This window comes from Aquimarina megaterium XH134 (assembly GCF_000520975.1).
Lineage (GTDB): Bacteria > Bacteroidota > Bacteroidia > Flavobacteriales > Flavobacteriaceae > Aquimarina > Aquimarina megaterium.
In genome coordinates, this window is the sequence record NZ_JACB01000026.1 from 110,986 (window position 1) to 123,553 (window position 12,568).

General features: G+C 32.1%; 11 protein-coding genes. 8 read left to right on the forward strand and 3 right to left on the reverse strand.

Annotated features, from left to right (window positions below; translation table 11 throughout):
• Positions 1 to 53: 53 nt before the first annotated feature.
• Positions 54 to 176: a hypothetical protein gene (locus Z053_RS32085; RefSeq protein ID WP_255518905.1), complete on the reverse strand. Its 123-nt coding sequence runs from the start codon at positions 174 to 176 to the stop codon at positions 54 to 56.
• Between the two features lie 103 nt (positions 177 to 279).
• Between Z053_RS32085 and Z053_RS30170 the strand changes: the two genes are divergently transcribed.
• The 3 genes from Z053_RS30170 to Z053_RS0114120 all read left to right on the forward strand — a co-directional run bounded on the left by Z053_RS30170 (position 280) and on the right by Z053_RS0114120 (position 4,282).
• Positions 280 to 1,035, forward strand: coding sequence for an AraC family transcriptional regulator (locus Z053_RS30170; protein ID WP_025665658.1), 756 nt, complete (start codon positions 280 to 282; stop codon positions 1,033 to 1,035).
• A gap of 56 nt (positions 1,036 to 1,091) precedes the next feature.
• Positions 1,092 to 2,393, forward strand: a complete 1,302-nt coding sequence (locus Z053_RS0114115) for an aspartate aminotransferase family protein (protein WP_025665659.1) — start codon at positions 1,092 to 1,094, stop codon at positions 2,391 to 2,393.
• Positions 2,394 to 2,581: 188 nt separating this feature from the next.
• On the forward strand, positions 2,582 to 4,282 hold the full coding sequence (locus Z053_RS0114120; RefSeq protein WP_025665660.1) for a patatin-like phospholipase family protein: 1,701 nt from the start codon (positions 2,582 to 2,584) through the stop codon (positions 4,280 to 4,282).
• A gap of 72 nt (positions 4,283 to 4,354) precedes the next feature.
• Here the strand turns inward: Z053_RS0114120 and Z053_RS0114125 are convergent, their stop codons facing one another.
• Together Z053_RS0114125 and Z053_RS30175 are read right to left on the reverse strand one after the other, a co-directional pair.
• Positions 4,355 to 5,059, reverse strand: coding sequence for a LytR/AlgR family response regulator transcription factor (locus tag Z053_RS0114125; protein ID WP_025665661.1), 705 nt, complete (start codon positions 5,057 to 5,059; stop codon positions 4,355 to 4,357).
• Positions 5,056 to 6,117, reverse strand: coding sequence for a sensor histidine kinase (locus tag Z053_RS30175; protein WP_051476060.1), 1,062 nt, complete (start codon positions 6,115 to 6,117; stop codon positions 5,056 to 5,058). Before Z053_RS30175 ends, Z053_RS0114125 begins: the two co-directional genes overlap by 4 nt.
• A gap of 236 nt (positions 6,118 to 6,353) precedes the next feature.
• Here Z053_RS30175 and Z053_RS0114135 point away from each other — a divergent pair, with 236 nt between their 5' ends.
• From Z053_RS0114135 to Z053_RS0114155, 5 genes are all read left to right on the forward strand, one after another.
• Entirely contained in the window at positions 6,354 to 8,738 is a 2,385-nt protein-coding gene (locus tag Z053_RS0114135) for a TonB-dependent receptor domain-containing protein (protein WP_025665663.1), read from the forward strand.
• 13 nt (positions 8,739 to 8,751) lie between these two features.
• Positions 8,752 to 9,549: a DUF6503 family protein gene (locus tag Z053_RS0114140; RefSeq protein ID WP_152538314.1), complete on the forward strand. Its 798-nt coding sequence runs from the start codon at positions 8,752 to 8,754 to the stop codon at positions 9,547 to 9,549.
• Positions 9,550 to 9,794: 245 nt separating this feature from the next.
• Positions 9,795 to 9,971 carry a hypothetical protein gene (locus Z053_RS31525; RefSeq protein WP_160170094.1) on the forward strand — a complete coding sequence of 59 codons (177 nt, stop codon included), beginning with the start codon at positions 9,795 to 9,797 and terminating at the stop codon, positions 9,969 to 9,971.
• Between the two features lie 203 nt (positions 9,972 to 10,174).
• Positions 10,175 to 11,278: a type 1 glutamine amidotransferase domain-containing protein gene (locus Z053_RS0114150; RefSeq protein ID WP_025665665.1), complete on the forward strand. Its 1,104-nt coding sequence runs from the start codon at positions 10,175 to 10,177 to the stop codon at positions 11,276 to 11,278.
• 91 nt (positions 11,279 to 11,369) lie between these two features.
• Positions 11,370 to 12,437, forward strand: a complete 1,068-nt coding sequence (locus Z053_RS0114155; protein WP_025665666.1) for an AraC family transcriptional regulator — start codon at positions 11,370 to 11,372, stop codon at positions 12,435 to 12,437.
• The last annotated feature ends 131 nt before the right edge of the window (positions 12,438 to 12,568 follow it).

Genomic DNA, 12,568 nt, shown 5'->3' on the forward strand with positions numbered 1-12,568 from the left:
AGCCCATATTTAGCTTTACTAAAGTTATAGCATTTACAATCAATTAAAAAGAGTTAAAACCCCCAATTTATAGCGGGTTTTCTACCTGAAATTGGTAAAAATAGCGCATGTTTAAGATCACAGCCTTCATTATCAATACTTAAGAATTCTTCAATTTCTAAAATAGAGATACTCAAAAATTCAATTTAAGAAACACAGGTATTGTCGTTATAATGACTAATTTTATGTAAAGGGTATGTGTTTTTTTTAATTACCTTCGTATGATAAGTTATCTATATCATGGAATGTGCGACCATATGTTATGATAAAAAACATTTTTTCCCGATGCATTTGCATCCGGATCGCTATACCTTTTCTTATATCATAAATGGAAGTTCAAATCTTATATGTAAAGATGCTATATTCACATTAAAAGCAGGTGATTTGGTCGTGATCCCTCCTTATGTGGCACACCAGACGTTGGTAGAGAATTTTTTTCATTATAAGGTGATACGAGTTCCAAAGTTATACTCTTTCAATACTATTTCCAGTGACCGATTAGGTCTAACAATAATACAGAATTGCCATTCGTATAAACATCATTTTGATACCTGGTTCGAATCGATCAGGGATACCAATACGAAGAATTTGGGTGCTACAAATAGTGAAGAAACCAGAGTACCAGAAGTATTTAAGCATTTTTTGATTAGTACTAGTGCTAATTCAACAAAGTCAAAACTTATTTTAAAAAAGGCACTGGTACATTTCGAGCATAATTATAATCGCACCATACTAGTGGAAGAATTATTAGATCTAACCTGTTTAAGTGATAGTCATTTTCAACGTCTTTTTAAAACCAATATCGGGATTTCGCCTATTCGCTATCTACAAAATCTGCGAATAGAAAAAGCTAAAGAATACATAAAGACGAGAGATAGTTTTACCGATATTGCTTATGATACGGGCTTTTTTGACCAAAGTCATTTTAATAAATATTTTAAAATGAATGTTGGGATGATCCCAAAAAAATATGCCGACCTGGTTAAAAATGATTGAATTTTACAATTTTGGGGTTTAAAATTGATCGAACTTGCTATCAAAAGTAAAACGTTATGCAAGATTTAAACCCAAAAGAAGTAGAAGAGGCCCAGGAAACACTAATACGGTATTGTGGTGAGTTTTCACCTTTTATTGCCGAAAAAGCTTTTGGAAGCTATATCTATAATAAAAAAGGAGACGCAATTCTGGATTTTACTTCTGGTCAAATGTGTTCTGTATTTGGACATAACCACCCAAAATTTGTTGAAATATTAGAAAAATCAGGAGATAAAGCTATTCATTTACTAAGTTCTATTTTGTCTCCTCCGGTTATTGATCTTGCCAAAAAACTAACCAGCAAACTACCCGATAGTCTGTCCAAATGTATATTTCTAAATACAGGATCCGAGTCGAATGAAGTGGCAATACGAATGGCAAAATTAGTTACTGGTGGTTTTGAAATCATAGGATTTTCTGGATCCTGGCATGGTATGACGGCCGGGGCGCAATCGTATACCTATTCAAAAACAAGAAAAGGATACGGACCTGCGATGTCTGGTAGTTTGATGATACCGGCACCTTATGAGTATCGCTGCCCGATTGCACATTGTAAAGGGAGTTGTGATCATACTTGCCTGGAAGTAGGCATGAAAATGGCCGATCAGCAATCTGTTGGTGAATATGCCGCGTTAATAGCCGAACCTTTATTGAGTGCTGCAGGGATGATAGAATTAAAACCCGACTATATTAAGAGGTTAAAAGAACTATGTGACGAACGTGGATTATTGCTAATATTTGATGAAGCCCAAACGGCATTAGGACGCCTTGGGACAACTTTTGCTTTTGAACAATATGATGTTATTCCTGATTTCTTAACCTTATCAAAAACACTAGGAGGAGGGCTTCCTTTGGCTGCAATGGTTACTACGGCAGAAATAGAGGAAGAATGCCATAAAAGAGGGTTTGTTTATGTGACTTCTCATGTATCCGATCCATTTTGTGCGTCCTTTGGCTCGGCTGCTTTCGACATACTCGATGAACAACAATTAGCCAAAAATGCTTTAGAAAAGGGGAAGTACTTAAAACAGCAATTGCTACAACTACATGAGAAATATGAATGTATAGGGGATGTAAGAGGTAGCGGACTTTTATTAGGTGTTGAAATTGTAAAGGATAGGGAAACAAAGATACCAGACGATGATTTGGGGCAAAAAATATGTAGTAGATGCCTGGAGCTGGGACTAAATATGAATATAGTTCGAATGAAAGGTTACGGAAGTGTTTTTAGAATTGCTCCTCCATTAACCATAAGCAAAAAAGAAATAGATTTAGGAATTGCAATTTTGGATGAAGCGATACAGGATTGTACTAAATAAAAAATACTATTTATTGAATGTGTATATGAAAACAGGTATTTTTACGTATTGTTAGCTATAAAAGTTCATCTTAAGTTTAAACATCATAATCGTCATTTTTTAATTCCCCGCATTGATTATAAATAGTTGATTTAGATTTCTTATTAATGTATTCTTTTATTAAAAATATACTGTAAAATTCTGGAATTATGAGTGAAGATAATAGTAGTACCGAAAGTACCTTTATTCCTTTTGAAAATATAGGCTTGTGTTTTAGCGGCGGTGGTTATCGAGCAACATTCTATTCTTTGGGGATACTCTCGTATCTAAATAAAGTCAAATTTAAAGAAAAACCTCTATTAGAATATGTAGAAGCTTTAAGTTCTGTTAGTGGTGGAACACTTTTGGCAGTGGCTTATGCCAAATCTGCACAGGATACGAAACACAGTTTTACAGATTTTTTTAAAGCATTTTACCAAACCTTTGAACCTAAAAACGATAAATTATTAGATACAGCAATTAAGAAACTGGAAGATGATACCGTTTGGAAAAATAATTCATACAAGACACGTTCCCTGATTAATGCGTTTGCATTGACATATGCAGAAATGGAAGTTTTTAAGGGAGATTTTTCTATGTTCAAGGACCCAGCATCAATACACTTAAAACAAGTATGTTATAATGCTACAGATTTTTCGTTTGGACTTACGTATAGGTTTCAAAATACAGGAGTTTTTGGTAATTCTCCACTTTCTAATACATCTGTAGAAAAGCTTAAATTTAAAGTACAATTGGGAGATATTATTGCTTCATCTTCCTGTTTTCCTCTTGGGTTTGAACCATTACAATTTCCGGATGATTATTTTAAAGATCATAATACTACAGATTATAAAGCATTGAAAAGCCTTGATAGATTTATTGATGGAGTAGGAATCATGGATGGTGGTATTGCAGATAATCAAGGAATTGGTAGTATGATTCGAATTAATGAGAGAATGAAAAATGCACTCAGTCTTATCATCGTAAATGATGTTGGAAGTTTTAAAATGGTACCCTGGCATCAGGATAATAGTTTTGAGAAAAAAGGAGTTTCTGTAAAACAGTTTATAGCGAAAGCCTTAACATATTTCAGGATTAAACCATTGTATTGGATACTTCTTGTAATAGGAGTACTTATAGTGGCTATAAATTCAATGAAAATTTTCAATAGTTGTGATGATTGTGCCTGGCCTGCCATCTATATCATTGGCAGTATATTAATTGGTATTGGATTGACTTTAACAATATTGGGAGGATTAGCCTCGGTTATCATGAAGTTTTTTAAAAGCAAGATGGCATCGCTTTTTAAAAAAAATGTACCAGAACCACTTGTAGATGACATCCTGAGTTTTAAAAAACTTGATATTGGATTGGTGCAACAGATGCTTACAAATCGATTAACATCTGCAGTAAAAATGATTAATGATGTTTTCTTAAAACAAATGCGTAGACTTAATTATGATTTGTTCTATTCTAAATATTCACTAAAAAACAAACGTATTACCACCACAGTATATAAGCTAAATGGCCAAAAGACACCTTATTCGGGAGCTAAGCCCAGTTATAATAAGGATATTAAACCAGTACCTAGCAAATTATTAATGAGTGTAGGGTTAACTGCATCTGAAACACCAACAACATTATGGTGGGATAAAAAGGATATTGCCAAAAATAGAATGGATACACTAATTGCCTGCGGCCAATTTACGCTCTGTTACGAACTTATGGAGTATATTCTAGAGCTCAAAAAATCCGAAGATGATTTAAAAATTGATTTCACCGAAATTGATACCTTATATGAACAGCTAAAAAAGGATTGGAAAGCCTTTAATAAAGATCCGTTTTTTGCACTAGAGGAATTAAAAAAATAAGTGTTTAGAATAGGTTTTTGAAGTTGTTTTGATGTTTGTATACCTGTTTTTTATGAGAAGCTTTTATACAAGTCATTTAAAAAAAGCTAGCATGTTATCTTTATAACTGTTTCCAATAGGAATTTCAATTCTTCCTATTTCTACATCATTCTTAGTATATGCAGTGATCTTTTCGCTATTTACAATATAAGAACGATGTAAACGAATAAAACGTTTATCAATACGTTTTTCAAAACTAGAGATACTTTCCTTAATCGTTAGTGCTTCATTCTCTAAATGAATTTTAATATAATCCTTTAAACTTTCAATATACAGAACATCATCAAAAAGTACTTTTATTTGTTTTTTTGCTTTGTTTACAAAAACAAAATCTATTTTCTTATGTACAGTATCTTCTGGTGAATCAGATGAAATGGATTTTCTTTCCTGTTTTAAAAACTTCTGAATGGCTAAGAAAAAACGTTCAAAAAATATTGGCTTCAATAAATAGTCTACAGCATTTAATTCAAATCCATCTACTGCATAATCACGATAAGCAGTAGTAAAAATTACCTGAGGTTTGTAGACAAGGTTTTTAAAAAAATCGGTGCCTTTTAATACTGGCATTTCAATATCTAAGAAGAGTAAATCTATTTTTGTTGTATTTAATATCGAACTGGCTTCAATAGCACTTGAGCACGAAGCAATTAATTCAAAATCTGGTAGTTTATCTAAATACGTTTCGATTAATTCTCTGGCTAAAGGTTCATCGTCTATAATTAAGCATGTATAGCTCATATAATATCTAATTTAAGATTAGCAGAAAATGAATTTGATTTGTTTTCAATAATCAAATCATATGCTTTGGGGTACAGTAATTCTAATTGTTTTTTTATGTTTTTTAGCCCTATAGAATCTTTATTCATAGAAATATCAACTCCCATCGGTTTGCTGTTTTTTACATTAAACACTAATTGCTCTTCCTTTTTAGAGATGTTGATTTCGATACTTGCTTGATTTATTTCTTCTTTAACACCGTGTTTAAATGCATTTTCGATAAATGTGAGCAATAATAAAGGAGCTATTTTTTCTTGTCCTGTTACATTTTTACTAAATGAGATTTTTACTCTATCGGCATAACGAATTTTTTCTAAGGATAAATAGTTCTCGATTAAATCAATTTCTTTATCTAATGATACATAATTTTCGTTACAACGATATAAGATATAATCGAGGATATTAGAAAGCTTTTGAATTACTTTGGTAGTGTCATCAGACTTTTTTAAGGCCAATGCATGTAAATTATTTAATGTATTAAATAAGAAGTGAGGATTTAATTGATTTTTTAATGCAGCAAGCTCGGTTGTTCTTTTCTGTTCGTTTAACTTTAGTAAACGTTGTTTCTCTGTATAAAGTTTTAATACCAGGATTAAGAATGTTGGATACAGTAAATACAATGATTTTGATATAAACTCACCTATGTTGGTAAACCTCCCTAGTAGTGAAGCATCGGTAAAACGTTTTATATAATTTACATACGTTGCAGGGAAGGTAGGCTCAAAATAATACATATACGTTAAGGTGCAAATAAGGTAAAAAGTAACTAGTGTTATTATGATTGATATCCAAAAAATCAAGACCTTACCCTTATTTAAAAGATGTACAATTAAAAATTCTATAATCACATAGGACATGGCAATTTGTAATATAGCTCTTATACTGTACGTGATTAACAATTCTTCAGTTGTTGCATAATACCAACTTGCGGTAGAAGCGGAAAAGACAAAAATCAAAAGCCCAAATATGAGGTACTTGAATCTTGAAACTTCCAGAAAGCTTTGGATTTTATGTAACATATCGTTTTCTATTTCTATTGATTGTAAAGGTACAAATTAAAAGAACCCAAGTTCGTATAGGACACCAAACTGAGGGTTTGTGGTGTCGAAAATCTATTTCCCGTAGACAAAATCATAGATCGGCAGTAACCCAATCTATGGCATCACTTATACTGCTTCTGTCTGTTTTTTTTATACGGGTTTACTCTTCATATAATTTAGCCGCTCAAACCATAATTTTTTTGAGAATGAACTTTATGAAAACAATCTTACCTAACCTTTTAGAGAATAGAAAGCATGCATTTATATTCCTTTTCCTTATTTCTATAGGTATGTATGGGCAATCGGGTACAGTTACAGGAGAAATATTAGATCAAAATACACAAGAACCTATACCTTATGTGAACATAATTGTTAAATCCGGAGATAAGATCACAACTGGTGGGATTACAAATGACAAGGGAGTGTTTTTTGTAGATAAAATTCCTTTTGGAGCATATGATTTTGAAGTTCAGTTTATTGGTTTCAAAACAGTTACAAAGAGTATTGCAATTACCAAATCAAACAATAAAATCGATTTTGGAACTATTTTAATCGAAGAAGAAGCTGTTGCTCTTGAGGGAGTCGAAATTACAGCCGAACGTTCGACTATCGAACAAAAGGTTGATAGAAAAGTTATTAATGTCGGAAAAGACTTAACCACTGCTGGGGCTTCAGCAAGTGATATCATGAGTAATATTCCTTCGGTAAGTGTTAATCAAGATGGCGAAATTTCTCTTCGGGGTAATGAGAATGTTCGTATCCTGGTTGATGGAAAACCAACTAACATTAGTGCCACCGATTTATTACAACAAATACCATCTACATCAATCAAATCTATAGAACTCATCACAAATCCATCATCAAAATATAATCCCGAAGGTATGAGCGGAATTATAAATATTATCTTAAAAAAGAGTACTCGTTTAGGGTTTAACGGATCTATAAACTCTGGGGTAACTTTTGGACAAAAAGCACGATTTAATAATTCGCTGAGTCTAAATTACAGAACAGGGAAAACTAATTTTTACGGGAGCTATGGCAATCGTTTCGGGACGCAAATAACAGATGGAACTGTTACCAGAACTATAGAACAAACGAATCAGTTAACCAAAAATAATAATGGTCGTACATCACATCTATTTAAAGTAGGTGTCGACTATTACATTAACGAAAAAAACACATTTTCGGTGTATACCAATCAAAATTTGTTTAGTGCAGATCTAGAAGGTAAAAAAACACTTACTTTTTTTAACGATACTGCTTCAAACTTCATACAATTTGATACAATAAAAAGAGATAATATAAATTCGACTTATAATGTTGATTTTCTACATTCTTTTGCTAAAGAAGGACATACCATAGAACTCGAATTAGATTATAATACACTACAAAGTGATATTGCTAACGATTTTAAGTTCGCAGGAAATTCACCTATAAATAATTATACAGAAATTGTTGATGATAAACGAACAAATACGACAGTAAATCTTGATTATGTAAACCCTCTTAGCGAGAAGTCAATCGTAGAAATTGGAGTAGAAACGCGTCTGCGACGTACCGATAACTCTTATGAAACGAGTCGCATTGATTTTAGAAATTCGACCTTTTCTTATGATAGAGATATTTATTCGTTTTATACAACGTTTAGTCAAAACTTTAATACATGGCAATATAATATTGGAGTTCGATTAGAAGATTATAATGTAACGACTCAATTTAATGAAGTAGGGGAGCCACAAGATAGTTTTAAAGATCACCTTTTTAATGTATTTCCTTCTGGGTTTTTGAAATATACTCCTGACGAAGAGCAGAAAAACTCATATCAATTAAGTTTTAGTAGACGTATTGATAGGCCATCACTAACCCAGATTAGTCCTATACGACGTATTAGTACTCCCCAGATTATTATCATAGGTAACCCAAACTTAAGGCCGCAGTTTACCAATTCGGTCGAACTCAATTATAACAGAAAAATAAATAAAGGCAATATAACGTTTGGTGGTTTTTATAGAAAAATTAAAGATGAGATTAATAGAATAGGCTATTTTGATCAAAACAATCCAACACTACTTATTCTTGATTATGCAAATTTTGATAGTAATGATGCTTATGGAGTTGAATTTTCGGTAAGTTACCGACCAATAAAATGGTGGAATTTTAATGCAAACTTTGATGTGTATACCAGAACACAAAAAGGAGTTATTGAAGGTCAAAATGTAAAAGTTAATAATACTTTATTAAATGCAAGACTTAATAATAGTTTTAAAGCTTCTAAAAACTTAACGTTCCAAATCTTTACTTTTTATAGTGGTCCGCAAAAAATATTACAGTACGAATTAAAAGACAATATTTTCGTAAATGCCGGTGCCCGTTACAATTTTGCCAAAGGAAAAGGAACTTTTAGTGTTAATTTTAATGACATTTTCAGAACACAAAGATTTGCTTTTGAAGCTTATAGAACTGTTATTCAGGATGGTGAATTTAGACGTGATAGCCAATCTGTTTATTTTGGACTTTCTTACCGTTTTGGTGGAGGAAAAAACAAAAGACTAAAACGTAAAAAACGTGACAAAAATGAAAAAACTGACAAATTCTTATAAAAATTACAAGATTATGAAATTGAGAATATACATTACATGTATAGCTTGTATACTGGCTAACATAACCTTTGCCCAAAAAAAGGAATTATCAAATAGCGATTCTGCTAAAGCCCTAATAGAAAAAATGGTTGCTAGAACAGGAAATTATGAACTACTTAAAAAGCTAAAAGATGTTGAGTTTACCTATGATTTTTATAGCCCAAAGACTAAGAAAAGTGATATTTCTGTAGAGCGTTATATTTTTAATGGAGAAGTGTCTTGGGGACAATATAAAACACATAACGTATTTGTACTTCCTAAAAAGAAAGGAATAGTTACCCAATATTACGAAAGTACAGGTAATTCGTGGATAACTATTGAAAACACTAAGATAACAGATACACGAACATTACGAAGTTCTGATTTTTTGCGTAAAGCTAATTATTACTGGTTTACTATGATGCCTAAGTTATTAGATAATGGTATTGTGTATACGCAGCTTCCTGATAGAGTATATAACAAGGTAAATTACAGCATAGTAAAAATAGGTTTTGAAAAAGGAGTAGGGGATGTTCAGGATGATTTTATACTGTATATTAATCCAACTACTCTTCTTGTAGATAGATTTTTGTTTACTGTAAAAGGAAGTGCATTAGGGATATCTCTTATGGAAATAGAATATGAAACCGTTAATGGATATACTTTTATGGCAAAGCGAAAAGTAATTCCAGCAGATTGGGATGGTAATATTAAAGGTAAAGTATTGTATGAACAAACCACTACAAATGTCAAGTTTAATAACGGATTTAAAAGAGAATTACTAGCAAAATAAAAACCACATGTTGGTAAGGAACACAATGCAGTGTAACGGTAATACCATATCGACTGTATATGGTAATGAATTAGCCAATTCTACCTGTAAAAGTCTATCATTTTGGTGATGGGCTTTTATATTATAATCGTTTGTAACATAATTCCTAAAGTTTAATTAATGTGATTGATTACCGTATTAAAAAACATTAAATTTAGAGTTAAATTCTATTCAAAAAATATTCTTAAAACCTAAAATTCTGAATTATGAAAAAAGCACTTTTAAATGTAACAGGAGCTAAAGAGTTATCTAAAGATGAGCAAAAAAGTATCGAAGGAAGCGCAGGTCCAAGCCGCCCTTGTGGTGGGGATGGTTCATTTATATATGTAGATGGTGTTAAGGTATGTTGTTATTTGCCTTGGAGCGGTCAATATATATGCTAACATTTCTTTTAATAATATTAAAATTCTAATTGAATTTATTTTTAGAATATTCAAGAGATCATCTTTATAGATGGTCTCTTTTTTGCTTATCTGATTACTACATAAGGTATTCAAAACATAATTTAGTCTGACGGAATTATCATTTCGACAGTTTTTACAATGATTTTGGTAGTACTTCGCACTGTAATTCTAAAAATCATGTTATGTTTAAAAAATATCCAATTCTTAAATGGATTCTAATTGTCTCTGGCAGTATAATCGTCTTTCTTTTTATTTTCGGTTGGTGGTTTATGAGTTTATTACCTATAGAAGAAATGGGTACCGATTTGTCTACTACACAAACAATTGATTTACCATATTTATCTGAAGACATCCAACCCTCACGAGGAAAAATCCTTGCTATAGTGACAAGCACAGCTACTATGGGGAGCACCGATAAAAGTACGGGTTATGAACTAACCGAATTGTCACGTGCCTATTACGTTTTTCAAGCGAATGGTTTTGAAGTCGATATTGCCAGCCCGTTGGGAGGAGAACCACCAGTTGTGATTGATGATGATGATATGGGGAAATATGATTTTGCATTTTTAAACGATAGCATTGCTCAACATAAAATAAAACATACCATTCCGGTAAAAAATATTAACCCAGATGTGTATGAAGCTGTATTTTTTGCAGGAGGAAAAGGGGCAATGTTTGATTTCCCACAAAATAAGGACATTCAAAATATTGTACGCCATTTATATCAATCAAATAAGGTGGTTGGCGCAGTATGTCATGGGCCGGCAGCTTTGGTAAATGTAACTCTCGATACCGGTCGCCCATTACTAGAAAACAAAAAAGTGAGTAGTTTTACTAATAATGAGGAATTACTACTTATTCCAGATGCCGAAGAAATATTTCCTTTTCTTTTACAAGATAAACTAGTAGCTCAGGGTGCACGTTTTAATGAGGGAGCCACGTATTTGGAACATATTAGCTATGATAAAAACTTGATAACAGGTCAAAATCCTTGGTCTACATGGATATTAGCAGAAACTATGATTTCGGCATTGGGATATACACCAAAGCATAGAGAAATAACAGCCGAAGAAAATGCTATGAAAGTCTTAATTGCATATGAAGAAGGAGGTACTCAGAAAGCCAAAGAATTAATTAAACAAATATCGACTGTAGAAAATAAACCTTTGGCCAGGCAACTTATTGCTGTACATAGTGTTGTTGCAATTATGAAAGGTAGTATTGGACGGTTTTTTAACCTTGTTAGTTTAACATCATATGCAAAAGGAGAATCCAAAAACATATAGAGGTTTATAGCATAAGCAGTATTTATCTTAGATTTAAAGTACAAATCAATACTTGGTTTGTACTTTCTTTGAATTTTAAATATCCCTACATTTGGAAAAAATAATTCCATTGAGTTTTTTAGATATATTACTTGTAATTGTTAGTAGTGCAGGACTCTTGCATGGGGTGTTATTTGCCTTCTACTTAAGTGTTTTTAAAAAGAAAAAGACATTGAGTAATCTTTTACTGGCATTCATTCTTGTATGTATGGCATTTAGAATAGGTAAATCGGTCATGTTAAATTTTGGTGATGATCTGGAGCCTATATTTATTTTTGCGGGATTAGCATTTTTGTTACTAATCGGACCACTTTTAAGGTGGTATGTTTTTGGGATGACACGCCCTAATTTTAAATTACCCAAGTATTATATTTTAGAATTCGTTCCATTTGCTTTGATTTTTATCGCTAGTCTTTTTGTGACCAAAGAATGGTATGAAAACAGCAAGTTGGTTATTATCGTTTTTTCGAGTGGTCTTGTTTTTATATATCTACACTTCGCTTTTTATATAGTTTTATCCTGGAGAACCTTAAAACGTGCAAAGAGGCACTATAAGCAAGAGCAACAAACAAAATCTCGTAGCGCAATATTAAATTGGTTACACCTCTTAATTATTGGTTTTGTGGTCATCTGGGGATCTTATGTTCTAAACATATTAGATGAAACCGTACCGTATGTTGTAGGCCCAATATTATATTCGGTAATTATCTATTTTTTAAGCTATAAAGCATTCCAACTTAAAGTAACAGATCTGGATGGTGATGTGTTTAAAGCAAACAACAATAACCTCTTATTTGATGAGATTTCAAAATTGGTTATTGATACTAAATTATACCTCGAACCAGATGTATCTCTGGCAAAACTGAGTACCATGATAGGAAAAACCACACAACTAACATCATCGGTTATTAATCAATATGCTAAGCAAAATTTTAATGATTTTATAAACTATTATCGAATCCAAGACGCAAAGAAACTACTTTCGAGTGCAGGAAGTGATAAATATACGATTTCATCAATTGCTTTTGATACAGGTTTTAGTAGTCTTTCCTCTTTTAATGGCGCATTTAAGAAATTTGAAGGCATGACTCCATCATCGTATAGAAAAGGTAGAGTTTGATTTTTGAATGTTTAAAAGAGATTTGACTCAACTTCTTAAAAAAAGATAGTAACTATAGGAGAGTAGATACATATGTGCAATGTAGATGCAATTTGTACAGTTCATATTTTTTGATATATATTTGTACCTAC